Below are 20,584 nucleotides of genomic sequence, written 5' to 3'. Positions count from 1 at the left end.
ATCAGCCTCGTAGCAGGTCGTCACCACATCGTTGTCCCCAGCGTTGGCCGTTTTCCACAGGCTTGCCCACAGGCTTGTCCACAGGATCCCGGCGGGTGTTGAAGGCGGGCGAGGCGGGCCGGAGCATGGCGGTGTGCGGGAATTCGGGCCACGAGTCGACCTCGGGGGAACGCTGCGGGCGCTGCGCCGCCAGGCCGACCTGAGCCAGCGACAACTGGCCGAGCGGTCCGGGGTGCCGCAGGCGACGATCGCCCGGATCGAGTCGGGCCGGACAGCCGACCCGACGCGCCTCACGGGCGGTGGCCTCCCCGCGACGTCGTGGCGGTTCCTCGCCGAGCTGCCCGACGGCGAGTTGGTCGGCGAGCTACGGGCGCACGAGCGCAGTGTCGACCTGCTGCTCGGGCACGACCTGGACGACCGGCGGGAGCTGGTGCTCGACGGGGTCCTGATCGACCCGGCGCACCGTCTGCTGGGTGTCGGACGCCAGCTGGTCGAAGCGCTTCACGCCGAGATGGACCACCTCGGTGTCGCCACCGTCCACGCCATCGCGCAGTTCGGCGGCGTCGGCTTCCTGATCGCGTGCGGTTTCGAGGCCGAGTGGGGCCGGCCGTCGGCGCTGCGGTGGGAACGGCCGGTCAGCGCAGGGCGGCGGCCGCCGCGGTGAGGGCGGCGAAGGCCTCCTTCATCCGCCAGGCGCCCCGGTCCCGCGGTCCGATCGGGTTCGACACCGTCCGCAGCTCGGCGAAGGGCAGGCCGGCCTGAGCGGCGGCGACGGCGACGCCGTACCCCTCCATGGCCTCGGCCACCGCGTCGGGGTGCCGGTCGGCCAACGCCTCGGTGCTCGCGACCGTGCCCGTCACCGTGCTGACCGTGAGCACCGCGCCGACCGCCGCCGCCGGCAGCGCCGTCCGCAGCGCCCCGAGCAGCCCAGGGTCGGCGGGGACGGCAACCCCGCCACCCAGCAGCTCCGCCGGCATGCCCAGCTCGTCGACCGGGATGAAGCCCTCCGGCGACTCGGCGCCCAGGTCCGCCGCCACGCTGCGGGTCGCCAGCACGGTCCCGCCGACCACCACCCGGCCGGCGAAGCCGCCGGCGATCCCGGCGCTCACCACCGCCCGGTACGGCCGCCCGGCCGCCTCGGCCAGCGCGAGCAGCCGGGCGGTGGCGGCGCCGGCGACCGCCGGGCCCACCCCGACCGGGACGACCGTCACGGTGGGCTCGGTGAGGCCCGCCAGGAGCGCCGCCGCCTCGGCCGGCACGGCCGTCACCACCAGCAGACCGCTCACGCCACCGGTCCCCGGGGCTCCCGCCGGTTCTCGTCCTCGGCCCCGCCCGGCCCGCCGACCGAGGAGGAGGGGCGGTAGATGTGGTAGCCCGGTGGCGCCAGACCGTCGTCGTCGACCGGTGCCGGCGTACCGCACTGAGGCGGTGCCGGCGAGGTCGGCGCGGGATCGGCGAACCCGGCCTGCGGATGGTCGGTCCCGAGCGGGCCGGTCTGCTCGGCGGCCAGTTCGTCGTCACCGAGTGGCCGGCCGACCAGCCGCTCGTTGCGCAGCCGACCGGCCACCACCAGGCCACGCGTGGCCACCAGGGCCGCGACGCCGGCCGCCACCGCGACCCCGATCCGGCCGGTGAAGGGGACCAGACCGAGCCCGCCGCCGGCCACGAAGGCGAGCATCAGCGCGGTCTCCGAGTGGGCGAACGAGCTCGCCCGCAGCCGCTCCGGGATCCGCTCCTGGATCGACGCGTCGACCGCGAGCTTGGCGATCCCGCTGAACAGGGCGGCCACCAGGCAGAGCAGCGCCACCATGGGCAGCGAGAACTTCAGCGCGGCGAGGACCGCGACGCCGGCCACGATGATCATGCCGCTGGACTGGATCGCGGTCGGTCGGTGGATGCGCAGCCGGGTGCCGACCGCGGTGGCCAGGAAGCTCCCCACGGCCAGGGCGCCGCCGACCAGGCCCAGCGCGCCTTGGGCGCCCAGCGTGCGGCCGAAGAAGTCGGTGGTCAGGTCGCCCGCCTTGATGGCGAAGGCGAGGAAGAGCAGCAGGAAGCCGTACAGCCCGCGCAGCGCCGCCGCCCCGATCAGCGTGGCGATCACCAGCCGCCCGGCCGGCCGGCCCCGGCCCAGTGGCCGTTCCCCGTCCCGCCGGCGCAGCGCCCGCAGCGGTTGGGGCACCCGCTCCGGCGGCTCCGAGTCGGCGCGTGGCGGCAGGCGCAGCGAGATCACCATGCCGACCAGGAAGATCACCGAGGCCACCCGGAGCGGCCACTGCGCCCCGAACCAGAACGCGCCCAGCCCGATCGGGGCGACCAGCGCCCCGGCCACCGTGCCGTAGACGCTGGCCCGGGCGCCGACCTGGGACAGCCCGACCCCCTCGGGCAGCAGCCGGGGCACGGCCGCCGAGCGGGCCACGCCGTACGCGCGGGAGAGGGCGAGGACGCCGAACGCGGCCGGGTACAGGCCGAAGCTGCCGATGTAGTCGGAGATCAACCAGGCGAGGAAGGCCCGGCCCAGCATGGTGGCCGCCAGGGCGTACCGGCGGCCGTGCCGGAAGTGGTCGAGCAGTGGCCCGACCACCGGCGCGAGCATGGCGAACGGCACCATCGTCACGAGCAGGTAGAGCGCGACCTTGTTGCGGGCCTCGCCGAGCGGTACGTCGAAGAAGATCGTCCCGGCCAGGCCGATCGCGATCAGGGTGTCCCCGGCGCAGGAGAGGGCGTGCAGGTCGAAGAGGCGGACCATGCCGACCTCGTGGCCCGCGCTGCGCGCCCGGGCCCGGCCGGCCCGGCGGGTCATCCACCGTCCGCTGGTGACCGAGCCGCGGACCAGCAGGCGGGTGGCGCGGATGCCCGTGCCGACGGTCCGCCCGAGGACGGACCGCCCGGAGCGGGAGGACAGCGGCATGTGCACCATCCTCGCCCATCTGATCCACGTGTGCCGCGCCACCCGGGGAGAACTACTCCGGGGAGTCCCTGTCAGTCGACCGTGGGCATGGGGAACAATGGGCGGGTGACCAGGCCCGCCTCCGCCCGTGCCGCCCGCCTCGACCAGGTCTGCGCCGCCGCCGTCGAGGTGGCCCGCGCCGGCATCATCGAGGTGGACCCCGCCGACGTCGGCGACCACCTGCAGGCCGTCGCCGAGGGCGACCGGCTCGTCACGCACTACTTCGAGTGCCGGCTGGCCGGCTACCGCGGCTGGCGCTGGGCCGTCACGGTGACCCGGGTGCCGCGCAGCCGGCACGTCACCGTCTGCGAGACGGTCCTGCTGCCCGGCGCCGACGCGCTGCTCGCCCCCGGCTGGCTGCCCTGGCAGGAGCGGCTCAAGCCGGGCGATCTCGGCCCCGGCGACCTGCTGCCCACCCCGGCCGACGACGAGCGGCTGGCCCCCGGCTACCTGCTCTCCGACGACCCGGCCGTCGAGGAGACCGCCTGGGAGCTGGGCCTGGGCCGCCCCCGGGTGCTCTCCCGCGAGGGCCGCGCCGAGGCCGCCCAGCGCTGGTACGACGGCGACCACGGCCCCTCCGCCCCGATCTCGATGGCCGCGCCGGCCGCCGCTCGCTGCGGCACCTGCGGGTTCTACCTGCCGCTCGCCGGTGCGCTCCGGCAGTCCTTCGGCGCCTGCGGCAACTTCTACGCCCCCGACGACGGCCGGGTGGTGAGTGCCGACCACGGCTGCGGCGCCCACTCGGAGACGCTGGTGGAGGCGGGCGAGACCCCGGTCGACGAGCTGCCCACCGTCTACGACGACAGCGCGGTCGAGGCCGTGTCGGTCAGCCGGGCCCCGGGCTCGGTGGAGTCCGCCGAGCCGGCGGAGCCGTACGGCCACTCCTGAGCGTCAGTCCTGACCGGCCGCCGCCCGGCGGCGCCGCCGGTTGGCGTCGTGCCGCATCATCACCGCGAGACCGGGAAAACCCCACAGGAATCCGGCCAGGCAGGTCCAGAGCCAGTTCTGGTGCCCGTGCTCGGTGAGCCAACCGCGGCAGAAGATCAGCAGGACGAGCCCGACCACCGCCCAGACGACCAGCCCGGCGACGGCGATCGGCACCATCGGGGGGTCGAGCGGTTCGGGCCGCGGCGGTTGCTCTTCTGGCACGGGGAAAGGGTACGCGATCGACCTTTCCCGCCGGCCGGGTGATCTGGGACGATGCGCGCGACCGACGTGAGCATGGTCATATCGCATGTCGTTAGCCAGGCTCATTAGTTAAGCTAACGATTGTGACGGAGTGGACGGTGACGGCGAAACGCGTGCCACCGGCGCAGCTGGCCCCTCAGCTGCGGGATGCGATCACCCGGTTCAACCGGCGGGTCCGACGGGCCCGGCCGGTGGGCGACCTCACGGTCACCCAGCTCTCCGCGCTCACCAGCCTCAAGCTGGCGGGCGCGCTGACGCCCCGGGAACTGGCCGACATCGAACGGGTGCAGCCACCGACGATGACCAAGATCGTCGCGAAGTTGGAGGAGCGCGGCCTCGTGCAGCGCACCCCCCATCCGACCGACGGTCGACAGGTCATCCTGGCGGCGACCGAGGGGGGACGGGCCGTGCTCGAGCAGTTCGAGCGGGCCCGCAACGAGTGGCTGGCCAGCCGCCTGGCCGCGCTCACGGAGGACGAACGCGACACGCTGCGGCGGGCCGCCGAGATCCTCCAGCAGCTCGCTCGCGCCTGACTCGAGCGTCCCGCAGTCCGCGCCGTCCATCGTCGATGACGCGTACGACCGCGAGGAGGCGCACCAAGAGTGCAGGCCAAGCTGAGCACGATGTTCCAGTCCCTACGAGTCCGCAACTACCGACTCTTCGCCACCGGACAGCTGATCAAACTGATCGGCGTCTGGATGATGTTCATCGCCCAGGACTGGCTCGTCCTCGAGCTCTCCGACAACTCCGCCACCGCGCTCGGCGTGGTCACCGCGCTCCAGTTCACCCCCGTACTGCTGCTGACGCTGCTCTCCGGCCGCCTCGCCGACCGGTACGACAAGCGGCTGCTGCTCTTCGTGGCCAACGCCTTCTGGACGGTGCTGTCGCTGGCGATGAGCCTCCTGGTGCTCACCGGTCTGGTCCAGCTCTGGCACGTCTTCGCGTTCGCCGCCCTGCTCGGCGTGGCCAACGCGGTGGAGACCCCGGTCCGGCAGGCCTTCGTCTCCGAACTGGTCGGCATGCCGCTGCTGCCGAACGCGCTCTCGCTCAACGCGGCGGTGTTCAACTCCGCCCGGATCGTCGGACCGGCCGTCGCCGGCCTGGCCATCGCCGCGTTCGACGTCGGGCCGGTCTTCCTGATCACCGCGTTCAGCTCGATCGCTCCGCTGGTCAACGTGGTCCGGATGCGCCCGGCCGAGCTGCACCGCAAGGACCTCCTGCCGGTCGGCGAGCGCGACCAGGCGAAGGTGATCGACGGGCTGCGCTACGTGTGGCGCCGCGCCGACCTGCTGCTGCCGATGGTGCTGATGTCGGTGGTCGGCATGACCCTGTTCAACTTCCAGCTCACCCTCGCCGCGCTGGCCAAGACCGTTTTCAAGACCGGGGCGGCCTCGTTCGGCCTGTTCACCACCGCGCTCGCGGTCGGCGCGCTGGCCGGGGCGCTGGCCGGCACCGGGCGGCGCAGCCGGCCGTCAATCTGGCTGGTGCTCGGCGCGGCGGTCGGCTGCGCCAGCTTCGGCACCCTGGTCGGGCTCGCGGGGGCGTACTGGCTGGTGGTGGCGCTGCTGCTGCCGACCGGGTTCTTCATGGTCTTCTTCGCCCAGGCCGCCAACCAGCGGGTCCAGCTCGGCGTCGACGCCGCCTTCCGCGGCCGGGTCATGGCGCTCTGGGTGCTGGTGTTCCTCGGCACCAACCCGGTGGGCGCGCCGCTGATCGGCTGGGTGGCCGAGACCTACGGCGCCGGGGCGAGCATCTGGATCGGCGGGCTGATCTCGCTGGCCGCCGCGCTGCTCGCGCTCACCTGGCAGCTGCGCCACTCCGGCGCCCGGCTCCGGATGCGGGTGCTGCCCATGCCGCGCTTCTACGTGGTGTCGCCCACCGGCGAGTGACGCCGGCGATCGCCCTCGAAAGACCGGTTCCCGTCGTGGGGGCCGGTCTTTCCGCATTCAATCGCGTCCGGATACCGGCAATCGGGTGGCGGGCGGTCATGGCGCGGCTTAGCGTCGATGTGTGGGAGTGGGGCGCGGTCTGCTGCTGATGTTGGCGATCCTCGCTGTCTGCTGCCTGCCCGCCGCCTTCGCGCTGCTGTTCTGCGCCGACGAGATCATCGATCGGGTGGCCTGCCGGTGGGCCGAGTGGCGGGAGCAGCGGCGCGAACGACGCACCATCGCCCGGCTGGACCGGGCCATCGAGGCGGACGCGCTCACCCGCGACATCGACCTGACCGAGTTCGACCGGGACGGCCGGCGCCCGTTGGAACAGATCGCCGCCGACCTGCGCCGCCTAGGCGGGCACCGGCTCGCCGCCGTCGAGCGCTCGGTGGTCTGGCACGGCGCGGTCATCGACGCGTACGACGAGCGGCTGCGGGCCGCCTGCCGGGCGCTGGGCATCCCCGAACATTTGGCCGAGCTGGAGGGTGTGGACCGGGAGATCGAGCGGGTCCGGGTGGAGGGGCTGCTGCACGCCGCCGGGGTCACCCTGCCGACCGCCCGGGCCGGCCACCGCCAGCGGCACCGCTGAGCGGGCTCCCGGGTGCGGCTCTTCGTCGCGGTCTATCCGCCCCGGCCGGCGGTCGACGACCTGACCGCCCAGGTGGCCCGGCTCCGGGTGGGCGCAGCCTCCGCCGCCGGCACCAACGTCCGGCTGGCCGACCCGGGCCACGCCCACCTCACCCTCGTCTTCCTCGGCGACGTCGAGGACGGGCGACTGGTGGACGTGGAGAGCACGCTCGGCCTGGCCGTCGAGACGTTCCGGGACGGACGGGACAGCTCGCCCCGGCTGCGCCTCGGCGGCGGGGGAAGCTTCGGGCGGGGCCGGTTCACCGTGCTCTGGGTGGACCTCCGAGGTGACGTCGAGGAGCTGGCGACGCTCGCCCGGCTGCTCCGGTTCGGACTGCGCCGGGCCCGGCTGCCGCACGACGAGAAGCCATTCCGGGCGCACCTGACCATCGCCCGCCCGGGCGACCGGATCGACCGCGCCGACGTGCTCGCCGACCGGGAGACCATGCACGACTACCTGGGGCCGGAGTGGCCGGCGAGCGAGCTCGTCCTGGTCCGCAGCCACCCCGGCCCGCACCCCACCTACGACCGCCTGGCCGCCTGGCCGATCTGACCCCCGGGAGCCCCCGCCCGAAGATGGGCGGGGGCGGGGTGGGTCAGGGGTGGAGGGTCACCAGGCCCAGGCTTCCGGGCCGGGGCCGCCGTTGCCGACGGGCGGGAAGAGCTCGTCCAGGCGCTTCAGGGTCGGGTCGTCGAGGTCGACCTCGAGCGCGCCGAGGGTGCCGTCGAGCTGGTCGAGGGTGCGTGGGCCGATGATCGGGGCGGTCACCCCGGGGCGGGAGAGCAGCCAGGCCAGCGCCACGTCGGCCGGGTCGTGGCCCAGGTCGGCGCAGAGCTTCTCGTACGCCTCGACGGTGGGCCGGTGCTCGGCGAGCGCGTCGGCGGCGCGGCCGCTGGTGCCGCGCGCCGCGCCGCCCTCGGCCATCTTCCGCAGCACCCCGGCGAGCAGCCCGCCGTGCAGCGGCGACCAGGGGATGATGCCCAGCCCGTAGTGCTGGGCGGCGGGAACCACCTCCAGCTCGACGTACCGGGTCATCAGGTTGTAGATGCACTGCTCGGCGACGAGGCCGAGGAAGTTGCGCCGGCCCGCCGCCGCCTGCGCCTGGGCGATGTGCCAACCGGCGAAGTTGGACGATCCGACGTAGATGACCTTGCCCTGGGCGACCAGGGTCTCCATCGCCTGCCAGATCTCCTCCCACGGCGTGGTCCGGGAGATGTGATGCATCTGGTAGAGGTCGATGGTGTCGGTCTGCAACCGGCGCAGCGACTCCTCGCACGCCCGGATGATGTGCCGGGCGCTCAGGCCCTGGTCGTTGGGCCAGTCGCCCATCTTGCCGTAGACCTTGGTGGCCAGGACGACCTTGTCGCGGCGACCGTCGCCCTGGGCGAACCAGCGGCCGATGATCTGCTCGGTGATGCCCTCGCCGAGCTGCCAGCCGTAGACGTTCGCGGTGTCGAAGAAGTTGATTCCGTGTTCCAGCGCCCGGTCCATGATGGCGAAGCTGTCCGGCTCGGTGGTCTGCGGCCCGAAGTTCATGGTGCCGAGGCAGAGCCGGCTCACCGACAGACCGGTGCGTCCCAGGTTCGTGTACTCCATGGGTCCACCCTGGCACGCGGGCACTTCGAGTGCCCTACGACAACTCCAGTTCGGCTGACGGCCATAATTCGGCCTCCGCGCCGCTTGGCGGCGCTCCGGACCGAATGAAGGCCGGTCTGACGCCGCGCTGCGACCTGGAGCCGTCGCGCGTTACCAGGGTGGCCGATGGATCAGGAGGACTCGCGGGCCGCGGGACCGGTGCCGAACAGGACGTCGTCCCAGCTCGGCAGCCGCTTGCGCGGCTTGCCGCTGGCATCCGTCGACTCGGCGCCGCCGGCGGCCGCCGCCGCGCCCGTCCGTCGCGGTCGGAGCACCGCCAGCGACGGTACGGCCGGGATCTCCTTCGGCGCGTCCGAGTCGTCGTCGAACGCCGAGCCCTGACCGCCGCCGAGCAGGGCCGCCGCGCCGCCACCGACCGCCCGCTGGCGGGGTGCGTCCTGCGCGGCCGGCGAACGCGGGTCGAGCCCGCGCCCCGAGGTCGAGCCGAGCGGCCGGTCCAGCGAGGCGAGCAGCGCGTCCCGCCCGGCCCGGATCGGGTCCCGACCGGGACGGGCGTGTTCGCCCGCCGACGGCAGGCCGTGCCCGCCCCGGCTGGGCTCGCCGCGCGACGGCCCGGGCAGCGCGTGGCCGCCCCGCTCCGGCGCCGGCTCCTGGCCGAGGATCGGGGTGGGGCGCTCGGCGCAGAGGTACTGCGCCATGTCGTCGTGCGGGGTGACGTTCTGCCGGAGCTTGTCGAGATCCCAGACCGCCTGCGCGGTGGCCTTGCCGGACGGCCAGGTGGCGATGATGCGCCAGGTGCCGTCGTCGCGCCGGTACGCGTCCCAGGAGATCTTCTCGGTGTCGATCCCGTGCTGGGCCAGCCGGCCGTTGACCACCTCGGCCAGCGGGGTCGGCTTCTCCGCGCCCTTGAGCCGGGTGCGCCGGGCGTGCTGGGCGAGCATGGCCCGCTCCTGGAGCACCGGGCCGGCGTAGCGCAGGACCCGGTCGACCGGGACGCCGGCGATCCGGGCGACGTCCTCGGCGGACTCACCGGAGCGGATCTTGGCCTGGATGTCCCGCGGGGAGAGCGACGGCCTCGGGTCGGCGGCGGTCGGCGCCACCGCCAGGGGGGCCGCGCCGGGCTCGGCGTGCAGCGCCGAGGCGATGCGTTCGTCGATGGGGAGGGCGAGCAGCCGCCCGACCTCGTCGGCGAGCACCATAGCCTGGCCGTCCTCGGAGAGGGCGACGAAGCGTACTGGGCGCATGGCGGTGCCTCCGTCCCGCTTCGCTGGCCGCGTCACGCCACGAGCCGGCCACCCGGGCGTCTCGGACCACCGTACGCGCATCTACCCGGAGGTGGGGGATGCGACACCCGGCATGTCGTGATTGAGCTGCGGCGATGATCACGGTGGGTGGTCGCCGGGGTCCCGACGGCCACCCACCGTGACGGCCTGCTAGAGCCGCTCCACCACGTAGTCGATGGAGGCGGTCAGCGCCTCCACATCGGCCGGCTCGACCGCCGGGAAGAGCGCGACCCGGAGCTGGTTGCGGCCCAGCTTCCGGTACGGCTCGGTGTCCACGATGCCGTTGGCCCGCAGCGCCTTGGCGATCGCCGCGGCGTCCACCCCGTCGGCGAAGTCGATGGTGGCGACCACGTTGGAGCGCAGCGCCGGGTCGGCGACGAACGGCGTGGCCACCTCGGAACGCTCGGCCCAGCCGTACACGATGCCGGCGCTCTCGGCGGTCCGCTTGGCCGCCCAGGACAGGCCGCCCTGCGAGTTCATCCAGTCGGTCTGCTCGGCCGCCAGGAAGATGGTGGCCAGCGCGGGCGTGTTGTACGTCTGCTCCAGCCGCGAGTTGTCGATCGCGGTGACCAGGTCGAGGAAGGCCGGGATGTAGCGGCCCGACGCCTTGATCTCGGTGGCCCGCTCCAGCGCGGCCGGCGACATCAGGGCCAGCCAGAGGCCGCCGTCCGAGCCGAAGCACTTCTGCGGGGCGAAGTAGTAGACGTCGGTCTCGCCGACGTTGACCTCCAGGCCGCCCGCACCCGAGGTGGCGTCGACCAGCAGCAGCGAGCCGGGGTCGGCGCCGGCCACCCGGCTGATCGGCACGGCGACGCCGGTGGACGTCTCGTTGTGCGGGGTGGCGTAGACGTCCACGCCGGCCTCGGCGACCAGGGTCGGCGCGGTGCCCGGCGCGGACTTGCGGACGGTCGGCTCGCCGAGGAACGGCGCGTCGGCGACCGACTTGGCGAACTTGGCGCCGAACTCGCCGAAGCTGGCGAACTGGGCCCGGTCGCGGACCAGGCCGAAGGTGGCGACCTCCCAGAAGGCGGTGGTGCCACCGTTGCCGATGATCACCTCGTAGCCCTCGGGGAGGGAGAAGAACTCGGCGATGCCCCGGCGGAGCCGGGCCACCTGGTCGCGGACGGTCTTCTGCCGGTGCGAGGTGCCCAGGTAGCTGGTGGCCACATCGGCGAGTGCGGAGACCGCCGCTGGACGGACCTTGGACGGCCCGCAGCCGAACCGGCCGTCGGCGGGCTTGATGTCGTCGGGAATCCGGATGGTCGGTGCGTCAGCCACGGTGGTCGAGATCCTTCCGCAAGGGCGAGGGCGGGCCCGCTTCTTCGAGAGCGGGCGCGGATCGACGGCGGGCTCGTGCGCGGGGCGCACGGGGGAGCCGGGATCCGAGCCCGGTCCGGCGGCACTGCCGAGCCTTCATCCTCGCACCTGTGCCGGCCCCGGCGACGGGAGGTCCCACGGCGGACGCTGAGGCGTGCGCCACAGGCCGGCGGGTCCGCCAACGTGCGAAGGGCCCCGTCCGCGCGGACGGGGCCCTTCGCGGGTACGACTCAGACGCCGTGCGGGATCGCGCTCCAGCCCTCGACCTCGCTGGGCTTGCGGCTGCCCGGGCCGACGTACTTCGCGGACGGGCGGACCAGCCGCTGGAGCTTCTTCTGCTCCAGGATGTGCGCGGACCAGCCGCCCATCCGGGCGCAGGTGAACATCGAGGTGAACATGTGCGCCGGCACCTCGGCGAAGTCCAGCACCACGGCCGACCAGAACTCGACGTTGGTGGCCAGCACCCGGTCCGGGCGGCGGGCCTGGAGCTCGGCCAGGGCGGCCTTCTCCAGCGCCTCGGCGACCTCGAAGCGCGGCGCGCCGAGCTCCTTGGCGGTGCGGCGCAGCACCCGGGCGCGCGGGTCCTCGGCCCGGTAGACCCGGTGGCCGAAGCCCATCAGCCGCTCACCCCGGTCGAGGACACCCTTGACGTACCCCTCGGCGTCGCCGCTGCGCTCGACGGCCTCCAGCATGCTGAGCACCCGGGACGGCGCACCGCCGTGCAGCGGGCCGGAGAGGGCGCCGATGCCGGAGGAGATGCAGGCCGCGGCGTCGGCGCCGGTGGAGGCGACGATCCGGGCGGTGAACGTGGAGGCGTTCAGGCCGTGCTCGGCGGCCGAGATGAAGTACGCGTCGACGGCCTTGACGTGCCGCGGGTCGGGCTCACCCCGCCAGCGCTTCATGAACCGCTCGACGATCGTCTCCGCCTTGTCGATCTCCTTCTGCGGCACCGCCGGCAGGCCCAGGCCGCGGGCGGACTGAGCGACGAAGGAGAGCGCGGTGACCGACACCCGGGCGAGGTCCTCGCGGGCCTGCTCGTCGGAGATGTCCAGCAGCTGGCTGAGCCCCCAGTACGGGGCGAGCATGGCGACGGCGGACTGCACGTCGACCCGGATGTCGCCGGAGTGCACCGGCACGGGGAACGGCTCGGCCGGCGGCAGGCCCGGGCCGAAACGCCCGTCGACCAGCAGCGCCCAGACGTTGCCGAAGGAGACCTGACCGATCAGATCCTCGATGTCGACGCCGCGATAGCGCAGCGCGCCGCCCTCACGGTCCGGTTCGGCGATCTCGGTCTCGAAGGCTACGACGCCCTCCAGGCCCGGTTTGAAATCGGACATGTCGTCTCCTGGCTTCCGGCTCGGTACGCCCGAGCGGGCCGATCAGGCCCGGCACCTTAGGCGACCCTCAGGGTTGTGTTCGTGACATCTTGCCTGCTCGGTAACCGAGTGCGCGACCCGCGGCGACTGTGCCGCACGCGACATCTCCGCGGGTGGACAAGCTCACGCGCTCGGGAAGACTGGGCGGTGGGCTCTGGCCAGCGTCTCCGGGACGCTGACGGCCCGGCGAGGGGGAAGAGCAACGTGACGGGCGACACAGTGGTCCCGGCGGCCATGCGTAACGAGTACACCGCCGACCAGGGCCTTTCCGAGGCGGACCTGGCACCGGACTGGCCCAGCCAGTTCGACCGCTGGTTCGCCGACGCGGTGGCGTTCCCCCTTCCGGAGCCGAACGCGATGGTCGTCGCCACCGCCGACGCCGCGGGGCGTCCCAGCGGCCGGACGGTCCTGCTGAAGGGGTACGACCCGGAGGGCTTCGTCTTCTACACCAACTACGACTCGCGCAAGGGCGCCGAGGCGGCCGCCAACCCGTGGGTGAGCCTGGTCTTCCCCTGGTTCCCGATGCAGCGCCAGGTGGTCGTCGCCGGGCAGGTGGAACGGGTCGACCGGGCGGAGACCGAGGCGTACTTCGCCAGCCGGCCGCGCGGCTCCCAGCTGGGGGCCTGGGCGAGCGCCCAGTCCCGGGTGATCTCCGACCGCGCCGCGCTGGACGAGGCGTACGAGGCGGTGGCCGAGCGCTTCGCCGAGGTCGAGCGGATCCCGGCGCCACCGCACTGGGGCGGGCTGCGGGTCCGCCCCGAATCGGTGGAGTTCTGGCAGGGACGGGCCAGCCGGCTGCACGACCGGCTGCGGTTCCGGCGTACCGACGGCGGCGCCTGGGTCACCGAGCGGCTGGCGCCGTGACCGGGGTCAAGGAGGCCCGGCCGCGCGGGGCGCGCCGCTGGGCGATCGACCTGCGACCGCTGGGCGTGCCCGCGTTCCGGCGGGTGTGGCTCGGCAACGGCGTGGCGATGTTCGGCTTCCAGTTCACCGCGGTCGCCGTACCGGTGGAGATGTTCGCGCTGACCGGCGGCTCGCTCTGGGTCGGGCTGCTCGGCGTCGCCGGGTTCCTGCCGCTGCTGATCTTCGGGCTCTGGGGCGGGGCGGTCGCCGACGCCCGGGACCGGCGCCGGGTGCTGCTGGCCGGGGGCGCGCTGCTCTGGGTGTCGACGCTGGCGCTGCTGGTGCAGGCGCTGCTCCGGGTGGGCAGCCCGGTGCTGCTGCTCGTGCTGGTGGCGGTGCAGTCGATCGCGTTCGCGATCACGTCGCCGGCCCGCAGCGCGATCCTGCCCCGGCTGGTGCCGGTCGATCTGGTGCCGGCGGCGAGCACGCTCAACTTCACCACCTTCACCGCCACCTCGGTCTTCGGGCCGCTGACCGCCGGCCTGATCTTCGCCACCTGGCGGACCGACGTCGGACTGCCGATCGCGTACGCGGTGGACGCCGTGCTCTTCACCGTCTCGCTGTGGGCCACCCTGCGGCTGCCGGCAATGCCGGCGGAGCCGGACCCCGAGGGCGACGGGACGCCGCGCAAGGCGGGGCTGGCCAGCATCGTCGACGGCTTCCGCTACCTGGCCACGACTCCGGTGCTGCTGCTCTCGTTCGCGATCGACCTGATCGCGATGATCCTGGCCATGCCCCGGGCGCTCTTCCCCGAGGTGGCCCAGGAGCGCTTCGGCGGGGGTGCGGCGGTGGGCTGGCTCTACAGCGCCATCGCCATCGGCGCGATGCTGGGCGGCCTCACCTCCGGGTGGATCGGCCGGCTGCGCCGGCAGGGGCTGACGCTGGTGCTGGCCGTGGTCGGTTGGGGCGTCGCGATCGCCCTGGCGGGGCTGGCCCGCCAGCTCTGGCTGGTGGTGCTGCTGCTCGGGCTGGCCGGCGCGGCCGACCTGGTCAGCTCCGTGCTGCGGCAGTCGATGCTGCTGATCTACGCGCCGGACCGGATGCGCGGCCGGCTCCAGGGCGTGAACACGGTGGTCGTCGCCGGCGGCCCGCGCCTGGGCGACCTGCGGGCCGGGGGGATGGCCGCCGGCTTCGGCACCGGCGTCGCCTGGGTCGGCGGCGGCCTCGCCTCGGCCGCCCTCGCGGTCCTGCTGGTCGTGGCCTTCCCGGCCCTGCTCCGCTATCGGGCCGCCGCCGCGGCGAGCGCCGACCGGGACTGAGCTGCCGGCGTCGACCGATCGCCGGCTGGGACGGTAGTGCCGGGCGCAGCGGGGGCCGGGGCCCACGGACTAAGGTCGCCGGCATGGAGCACGCCGCGAACCGGTCACCGTCCGGTGCACAGTGGACAATTGCCGCCGACGGCCACGAGGCGGTCCTCGTCGAGGTGGGCGGTGGGCTGCGGGCGTACCGGCACGACGGGGTGGACTACGTCGACGGGTACGCGGCGGACGAGCTCTGCCCCGGCGCGGCCGGGCAGGTGCTGGCGCCCTGGCCGAACCGGATCCGGGACGGGGCGTACACCTTCGGCGAGCGGTCGTTGCAGCTCGACCTCAGCGATCCGGCCCGGCACAACGCCATGCACGGCCTGGTCAACTGGGTCTCCTGGCACCTGGTCGAGCAGTCCGCGGACGCGGTGACGGTCGGCTACGACCTGCCGCCGAGCCCGGGCTACCCGTGGCCGCTGCGGCTGCGCACCCGGTGGAGCGTGGGCCCGGCGGGGCTGCGGGTGGAGCACGAGGCCACCAACCTCGGCGGCGAGCCCTGCCCGTTCGGCTACTCCATGCACCCCTACCTGCGGCTGCCCGGGGTCCCGGTGAACGAGCTGACGCTGCGGGTGCCGGGGCGCACCCGGGTGCTGCTGGACGGCCGGCTGCTGCCGATCGCAGCCACCCCGGTCGCCGGCACCGAGTACGACTTCACCGAGCCCCGCGCGATCGGCGGCGCGGTGCTCGACGTGGCCTTCGGCGACATCGTCCGGGACGACGACGGCGGCTCGGCGGTGACCCTCGCCGCGCCGGACGGCTCGGCCGCCGTGCACGTCTGGGCGGACCGGGAATTCGGCTGGTGGCAGGTCTTCACCGGCGACACCCTCAGCGGGGAGCGGCACCGCCGTTCGGTCGCGGTGGAGCCGATGACCTGCCCGGCGGACGCGTTCCGCTCCGGCAAGGACGTGATCGTGCTGAAGCCCGGGCAGACCTGGCGGGGCGCCTGGGGCGTCCGGCCCGGCGTCTGAGCGGCGCGGGGCAGCGGCATGGAGTTCGCCGAGGTGGTCCGGCGCCGCCGGATGGTGCGCAACTACGACCCGGACCGCCCGGTCCCGCCCGACGTGGTGGACCGGCTGCTGGACCACGCGGTGCGGGCGCCGTCGGCGGGCTTCGCGCAGGGCTGGGGCTTCCTGGTGCTGGAGACGCCGGAGGACCGGGAGCGGTTCTGGACGGCGGCCACCCCGGGCGGCGGGGGCCGGGAACGCTGGCTCGCCGGGATGCGCCGGGCGCCGCTGATCGTGGTGCCGCACGCGAACCGCTCGGCGTACCTGGAGCGGTACGCCGAGCCGGACAAGGGCTGGGCGGACCGCTCGGCCGAGCGGTGGCCGGTGCCCTACTGGTACGTCGACACCGGCTTCGCCGCCCTGCTGATGCTGCTCACCGCGGTGGACGAGGGGCTGGGCGCATGCTTCTTCGGCATCCCGCCGCAGCGGCTCGACGCCTACCGGGAGGCGTTCGGGGTGCCCGCCGAGTACCAGCCGATCGGCGCGGTGACGGTGGGTTACCCGGCGCCCGACCACCGGTCGCCGTCGCTGCGCCGGGGCCGGCGCCCGGTCGGTGAGGTGGTTCGCCGGGGTCGGTGGAGTTGAGTGCGATTCGTCCCGTCGCGCCAGGGGTACGAGCGGTAGCGAAACCGACATGAGGGAGCAAAACGCAGTGTGGCGAGGGCGGCTAGGCTGGCACGGACATCAGCGCCACGCCGCGCGGTGCCCCGCCGTTCACCGGCGCGGCGCCGGGGGCCGGCCGGATCGAGGGGAGGGGAGCGTGCCGTGATCTTCAGAGCGGTCCGGGACGGACGTCCCTACCCGGAGCACAACCTCACGCTCAAGCAGTGGGCGGAGATCCCGCCGCGCCCGCTGCGGCTCGACCAGCTCATCACCACCAAGCGGGAGCTGGCGCTGGACAAGCTCCTCGCCGAGGACTCGACCTTCTACGGCGATCTCTTTCCGCACGTCGTGCAGTGGAACGGCGGCCTCTACCTGGAGGACGGCCTGCACCGGGCGCTGCGCGCGGCGCTCCAGCAGCGCAACCAGATCCACGCCCGGGTGCTGGTGCTCAGCGGTCAGGCCGAGTGACCCCCGCCTGAAGACTCGTTAAGGTGACCCCCATGAGCCCTCTCGACCTGCTGGACATCGACGCGTCGCTCAGCGAGGAGGAGCGGCAGATCCGGGCCGTCGTGCGCCAGCTCGTCGAAGACCGGGTACGCCCGCACGTCGCCGGCTGGTACGAGGACGGCCAGGTGCCCGCCCGCGAACTGGCCCGGGAGTTCGGCAAGCTCGGTTTGCTCGGCATGCACCTGACCGGGTACGGCTGCGCCGGCGCCTCCGCCGTCGCGTACGGGCTGGCCTGCCTGGAGCTGGAGGCCGGTGACTCCGGCGTCCGCTCGCTGGTCTCGGTGCAGGGTTCGCTGGCCATGTACGCCATCTGGCGGTTCGGCAGCGAGGAGCAGAAGCAGCGCTGGTTGCCCGCGATGGCGGCGGGCGAGGCGATCGGCTGCTTCGGCCTGACCGAGCCGGACCACGGCTCCGACCCGGCGTCGATGGCCACCCGGGCCCGCCGCGACGGCGACGACTGGATCCTGTCCGGCGCCAAGATGTGGATCACCAACGCGCCGATCGCCGACGTCGGGGTGATCTGGGCGCGCACCGACGAGGGCGTGCGCGGTTTCGCCGTACCGATGGACACGCCCGGGGTGACGGCGCGGGAGATCCGGCACAAGATGTCGCTGCGCGCGTCGCTGACCGGCGAGATCGCCCTCGACGATGTCCGGCTGCCCGCGGACGCCCGGCTGCCCGAGGCGATCGGGCTCAAGGCGCCGCTGAGCTGCCTGACCGAGGCCCGGCACGGCATCGTCTGGGGTGCGCTCGGCGCGGCCCGCGACTGCCTGGAGGCGGCCCTGTCGTACGCGACCACCCGGACCCAGTTCGGCCGGCCGCTGGCCGGCTTCCAGCTCACCCAGGCCAAGCTCGCCGACATGGCGGTCGAGTGGAACAAGGGCCTGCTGCTCGCGCTGCACCTGGGCCGGCTCGCCGACGCCGGGAAGCTGCGCCCCGAGCAGGTCAGCGTCGGCAAGCTGAACAACGTGCGGGAGGCGCTGGCGATCGCCCGGGAGTGCCGGACGATCCTCGGCGCGAACGGCGTCTCCGGCGAGTACCCGGTGATGCGGCACGCCAACAACCTGGAGAGCGTGCTGACCTACGAGGGCACCTCGGAGATCCACCAGCTGGTCATCGGGCAGCGGCTGACCGGACTGTCCGCGTTCGCCTGACCTGCGGGTTCAGCCGTTCGGGTCGCTCACCGAGCGGGTGTCGTACCGGGGACGTACCGTCATCATCAGGCGAACAGTCTGACGAGGACGGTGAGGGCGATGGCACGCGACGGTGGCATCAACGAGCCCACCAGGGAGTTCCCCGGTTACCCGACCGGCGACGACCTCCGGGCCCGGTCGGACGTCCCACCCGAGTCGGCGCCCGGCGCCCCGGCGTCACCCGGTGGCCCGGCCCGTGGCCTGCTCTGGGTGCTCGGCGCGGCCACGCTGGCGGTGGTGGTGCTGCTCGGCGTGCAGGCCACCGGGATCCTGCCCGACTTCCGCAACCCGTTCGCCAAGCAGCAGACCGACCGCAGCCAGCCGCCGCTGCTGAAGTCGATCCGCGACCTCAGCCGGTACGTGGCCGCCGAGGGCAACTTCCAGGTGGTCGTCGACCTGCAGAACGACCGGCAGAACGTGCCGGAGTTCCTGCTCAACGAGCGGACGCTCTTCGTCGGGGCGGGCAGCGTCGAGGCGTACGTCGACTTCGCCAAGATCGCTGACGGGGCGGTGGTCGTCTCCGCCGACGGGAAGTCGGTGGAGATCAAACTCCCCGCGCCGCAGCTCGGCGAGACCAACCTCGACCTGGAGAAGAGCTACGTCTTCGCCGAGCAGCGTGGCCTGCTCAACCGGCTGAACGAGCTGGTGAAGGGCGACCCCAACCGGCAGCAGCAGGTGTACAAGCTGGCCGAGGACCGGATCACCGCCGCCGCTCGGGACAGCGGGCTGACCGCCCGTGCCGAGGAGAACACCCGGAAGATGCTGGAAGGGCTGCTGCGTTCGCTGGGCTACGAGAAGGTGACCATCACCTACACCGCCCCCTGACCGGGTACGCGACGCGCCCGCCCCGGGCCGGGGCGGGCGCGTCGCGTCCGGGGATCAGTAGCGGGTGGCCGCGTAGCGGTCCTCGTTCGGCATCAGGATCCACAGCACCAGGTAGACGATCACCTGGGTGCCGGGCAGCAGCAGCGACAGCAGGAACAACAGCCGGATCATGCCGGCCGACATGCCGAACCGCTGCGCCAGGCCGGCGCAGACACCGGCGAGCATGCGCCCCTGACGGGGCCGGACCAGTTTGCGACTCATCGTCGTACTCCCACTCTGCGGCGGTCCGCCGCGCTGTCTTCAACGCTAGGAACGGGTGGCCGTCCCGCCCTCGGCCCCGAGGAGGATCGGCGTCCCCGGCACCCGTAGGTACTTACCCGGCGGGGTCGACGCCGACGCGCCGTGCCGGATCGTGCCGGTGCCGGCTGCCCCGGGGCACGCGCGGACGGGGGGTGACCTGGGCGGGTAGGCTCGCCGGTCGGGCGCCCACACCCCGGGCACCCGCCAGCCCGCCCCGGACCGGGGTCGGCACGACCGGGCCGGACTCCGCACAACGGGTACGACGGCGAGGAAGCGCAGCCATGATCAGTGTTTTCGACCTCTTCAGCGTCGGCATCGGGCCGTCCAGCTCGCACACCGTCGGGCCGATGCGAGCGGCCCGGACCTTCGTGACCGGGCTCAAGGCGGACGGGCTCCTCGCCGACACCGCGCGGGTGCGGGCCGAGCTCTTCGGGTCGCTCGGCGCCACCGGGCACGGCCACGGCAGCGACCGGGCGGTGCTGCTCGGGCTGGAGGGCGAGTCCCCGGAGACGGTCGACACCGACACGGTGGGGCCGCGGGTGGACCGGATCCGCGCCGAGCGGCGACTCAGCCTGCTCGGCGCCCAGGAGATCGACTTCGACCCGGACCGGGACCTGGTGCTGCACCGTCGCCGGTCGCTGCCGTACCACCCGAACGGGATGACGTTCGCGGCGTACGACGCGGCCGGGGGGCAGGTCCGGGTCCGCACGTACTACTCGGTGGGCGGCGGGTTCGTGGTCGACGAGGCGGCAGCCGGGGCGGACCGGATCGTCCCGGACACCACCCGGGTGCGCCACCCCTTCCTGACCGGCGCCGAGCTGCTGACGGTCACCACCGGCACCGGGCTGTCGATCAGCGAGGTGATGCTCGCCAACGAGCTGTCCTGGCGTACCGAGGGGGAGGTGCGGGCCGGGCTGCTGGAGATCTGGCGGGTGATGCGGGAGTGCGTCGAGCGCGGCTGCGAGCGGGACGGCACCCTGCCGGGTGGGCTGAAGGTGCGGCGCCGGGCGGCCGAACTGCGGCGCAGCCTGGAGGCGGAGGTCGACTCCACCGACCCGCTGCGGGCGATGGACTGGGTCACCCTCTTCGCCCTGGCGGTGAACGAGGAGAACGCGGCCGGCGGCCGGGTGGTCACCGCGCCGACGAACGGGGCGGCGGGCATCATCCCGGCGGTGCTGCACTACTACACCCGGTTCGTGCCGGACGCCTCCGACGAGGGGGTGGTCCGCTTCCTGCTGGCCGCCGGCGCGATCGGGGTGCTGTTCAAGGAGAACGCCTCGATCTCCGGGGCCGAGGTCGGCTGCCAGGGCGAGGTCGGCTCGGCCTGTTCGATGGCGGCCGCCGGGCTCGCCGAGGCGTTGGGCGGCACCCCGGAGCAGGTGGAGAACGCGGCCGAGATCGGCATGGAGCACAACCTGGGACTCACCTGCGACCCGGTCGGGGGCCTGGTGCAGATCCCCTGCATCGAGCGGAACGCGGTGGCTAGCATCAAGGCGATCACGGCCGCCCGGCTGGCGCTGCGCGGCGACGGGGTGCACGCCGTCTCGCTGGACAAGGTCATCAAGACCATGCGGGAGACGGGCGCCGACATGAAGGTCAAGTACAAGGAGACGGCGCGCGGCGGCCTGGCGGTCAACGTGATCGAGTGCTGAACCTGCCGGGGTGACCCGATCCGACGC

General features: G+C 73.7%; 22 protein-coding genes. 14 read left to right on the top strand and 8 right to left on the bottom strand.

Features of this window, described 5'->3' with window-relative positions:
• The first annotated feature begins 133 nt into the window (after positions 1–133).
• Positions 134–664: a GNAT family N-acetyltransferase gene (locus GA0070613_RS06615; RefSeq protein WP_089011488.1), complete on the top strand. Its 531-nt coding sequence runs from the start codon at positions 134–136 to the stop codon at positions 662–664.
• On the opposite strand, the gene GA0070613_RS06610 is transcribed toward GA0070613_RS06615, so the two are convergent.
• Both GA0070613_RS06610 and GA0070613_RS06605 read right to left on the bottom strand, forming a co-directional pair.
• Positions 636–1,286, bottom strand: coding sequence for a futalosine hydrolase (locus GA0070613_RS06610; protein WP_089011487.1), 651 nt, complete (start codon positions 1,284–1,286; stop codon positions 636–638). The two genes, GA0070613_RS06615 and GA0070613_RS06610, sit on opposite strands and share 29 nt — an antisense overlap.
• On the bottom strand, positions 1,283–2,908 hold the full coding sequence (locus tag GA0070613_RS06605) for an MFS transporter (protein WP_089011486.1): 1,626 nt from the start codon (positions 2,906–2,908) through the stop codon (positions 1,283–1,285). Before GA0070613_RS06605 ends, GA0070613_RS06610 begins: the two co-directional genes overlap by 4 nt.
• Before the next feature lie 87 nt (positions 2,909–2,995).
• On the opposite strand from GA0070613_RS06605, the gene GA0070613_RS06600 reads away from it, so the two are divergent.
• Positions 2,996–3,835 carry a DUF3027 domain-containing protein gene (locus GA0070613_RS06600; protein WP_089011485.1) on the top strand — a complete coding sequence of 280 codons (840 nt, stop codon included), beginning with the start codon at positions 2,996–2,998 and terminating at the stop codon, positions 3,833–3,835.
• A 3-nt stretch (positions 3,836–3,838) separates the two neighbouring features.
• On the opposite strand, the gene GA0070613_RS06595 is transcribed toward GA0070613_RS06600, so the two are convergent.
• A complete protein-coding gene (locus tag GA0070613_RS06595) occupies positions 3,839–4,096 on the bottom strand; it encodes a DUF2530 domain-containing protein (protein ID WP_089011484.1) in 258 nt (85 codons plus the stop codon).
• A gap of 122 nt (positions 4,097–4,218) precedes the next feature.
• Between GA0070613_RS06595 and GA0070613_RS06590 the strand changes: the two genes are divergently transcribed.
• The 4 genes from GA0070613_RS06590 (at position 4,219) to thpR (ending at position 7,246) form a co-directional block, all read left to right on the top strand.
• The gene (locus GA0070613_RS06590) at positions 4,219–4,668 is read left to right on the top strand and encodes a MarR family transcriptional regulator (RefSeq protein WP_172875765.1); all 450 of its coding nucleotides are present in this window, start codon (positions 4,219–4,221) and stop codon (positions 4,666–4,668) included.
• 69 nt (positions 4,669–4,737) lie between these two features.
• Positions 4,738–6,024 (top strand): MFS transporter, encoded by a 1,287-nt coding sequence (locus tag GA0070613_RS06585; protein ID WP_089011483.1) that lies wholly within the window; start codon positions 4,738–4,740, stop codon positions 6,022–6,024.
• Positions 6,025–6,145: 121 nt separating this feature from the next.
• Positions 6,146–6,655, top strand: a complete 510-nt coding sequence (locus GA0070613_RS06580) for a hypothetical protein (RefSeq protein ID WP_089011482.1) — start codon at positions 6,146–6,148, stop codon at positions 6,653–6,655.
• A 12-nt stretch (positions 6,656–6,667) separates the two neighbouring features.
• Positions 6,668–7,246, top strand: coding sequence for an RNA 2',3'-cyclic phosphodiesterase (thpR, locus tag GA0070613_RS06575; RefSeq protein ID WP_089011481.1), 579 nt, complete (start codon positions 6,668–6,670; stop codon positions 7,244–7,246).
• Between the two features lie 57 nt (positions 7,247–7,303).
• Here thpR and GA0070613_RS06570 read toward each other — a convergent pair whose 3' ends face one another.
• From GA0070613_RS06570 to GA0070613_RS06555, 4 genes are all read right to left on the bottom strand, one after another.
• Positions 7,304–8,290 carry an aldo/keto reductase gene (locus GA0070613_RS06570; RefSeq protein ID WP_089011480.1) on the bottom strand — a complete coding sequence of 329 codons (987 nt, stop codon included), beginning with the start codon at positions 8,288–8,290 and terminating at the stop codon, positions 7,304–7,306.
• Between the two features lie 170 nt (positions 8,291–8,460).
• The gene (gene sepH / locus GA0070613_RS06565; RefSeq protein ID WP_089011479.1) at positions 8,461–9,534 is read right to left on the bottom strand and encodes a septation protein SepH; all 1,074 of its coding nucleotides are present in this window, start codon (positions 9,532–9,534) and stop codon (positions 8,461–8,463) included.
• 189 nt (positions 9,535–9,723) lie between these two features.
• Complete coding sequence (gene serC / locus GA0070613_RS06560; protein WP_089011478.1) at positions 9,724–10,851, bottom strand: phosphoserine transaminase; 1,128 nt, start codon at positions 10,849–10,851, stop codon at positions 9,724–9,726.
• A 269-nt stretch (positions 10,852–11,120) separates the two neighbouring features.
• Positions 11,121–12,227 carry a citrate synthase 2 gene (locus GA0070613_RS06555; RefSeq protein WP_089011477.1) on the bottom strand — a complete coding sequence of 369 codons (1,107 nt, stop codon included), beginning with the start codon at positions 12,225–12,227 and terminating at the stop codon, positions 11,121–11,123.
• Positions 12,228–12,500: 273 nt separating this feature from the next.
• Here GA0070613_RS06555 and pdxH point away from each other — a divergent pair, with 273 nt between their 5' ends.
• The 7 genes from pdxH (at position 12,501) to GA0070613_RS06520 (ending at position 18,605) form a co-directional block, all read left to right on the top strand.
• Entirely contained in the window at positions 12,501–13,130 is a 630-nt protein-coding gene (pdxH, locus tag GA0070613_RS06550; RefSeq protein ID WP_089015792.1) for a pyridoxamine 5'-phosphate oxidase, read from the top strand.
• Complete coding sequence (locus GA0070613_RS06545; RefSeq protein ID WP_089011476.1) at positions 13,127–14,428, top strand: MFS transporter; 1,302 nt, start codon at positions 13,127–13,129, stop codon at positions 14,426–14,428. The genes pdxH and GA0070613_RS06545 overlap by 4 nt, the downstream gene beginning before the upstream one ends.
• An 83-nt stretch (positions 14,429–14,511) precedes the next feature.
• On the top strand, positions 14,512–15,441 hold the full coding sequence (locus GA0070613_RS06540) for an aldose 1-epimerase family protein (RefSeq protein ID WP_089011475.1): 930 nt from the start codon (positions 14,512–14,514) through the stop codon (positions 15,439–15,441).
• An 18-nt stretch (positions 15,442–15,459) separates the two neighbouring features.
• On the top strand, positions 15,460–16,062 hold the full coding sequence (locus tag GA0070613_RS06535; RefSeq protein ID WP_089011474.1) for a nitroreductase family protein: 603 nt from the start codon (positions 15,460–15,462) through the stop codon (positions 16,060–16,062).
• Positions 16,063–16,242: 180 nt separating this feature from the next.
• A complete protein-coding gene (locus tag GA0070613_RS06530; RefSeq protein WP_089011473.1) occupies positions 16,243–16,548 on the top strand; it encodes a type II toxin-antitoxin system VapB family antitoxin in 306 nt (101 codons plus the stop codon).
• Between the two features lie 32 nt (positions 16,549–16,580).
• Positions 16,581–17,741 (top strand): acyl-CoA dehydrogenase family protein, encoded by a 1,161-nt coding sequence (locus tag GA0070613_RS06525; protein ID WP_089011472.1) that lies wholly within the window; start codon positions 16,581–16,583, stop codon positions 17,739–17,741.
• Between the two features lie 99 nt (positions 17,742–17,840).
• Entirely contained in the window at positions 17,841–18,605 is a 765-nt protein-coding gene (locus tag GA0070613_RS06520) for a DUF4230 domain-containing protein (RefSeq protein ID WP_089011471.1), read from the top strand.
• A gap of 54 nt (positions 18,606–18,659) precedes the next feature.
• Here the strand turns inward: GA0070613_RS06520 and GA0070613_RS06515 are convergent, their stop codons facing one another.
• A complete protein-coding gene (locus GA0070613_RS06515; protein ID WP_089011470.1) occupies positions 18,660–18,866 on the bottom strand; it encodes a PspC domain-containing protein in 207 nt (68 codons plus the stop codon).
• A gap of 320 nt (positions 18,867–19,186) precedes the next feature.
• On the opposite strand from GA0070613_RS06515, the gene GA0070613_RS06510 reads away from it, so the two are divergent.
• A complete protein-coding gene (locus GA0070613_RS06510) occupies positions 19,187–20,557 on the top strand; it encodes an L-serine ammonia-lyase (RefSeq protein ID WP_089011469.1) in 1,371 nt (456 codons plus the stop codon).
• Positions 20,558–20,584 lie beyond the last annotated feature (27 nt).

Source organism: Micromonospora inositola, from assembly GCF_900090285.1.
Taxonomy (GTDB): Bacteria; Actinomycetota; Actinomycetes; order Mycobacteriales; family Micromonosporaceae; genus Micromonospora; species Micromonospora inositola.
This window is presented reverse-complemented; position numbering and strand designations above follow the sequence as displayed.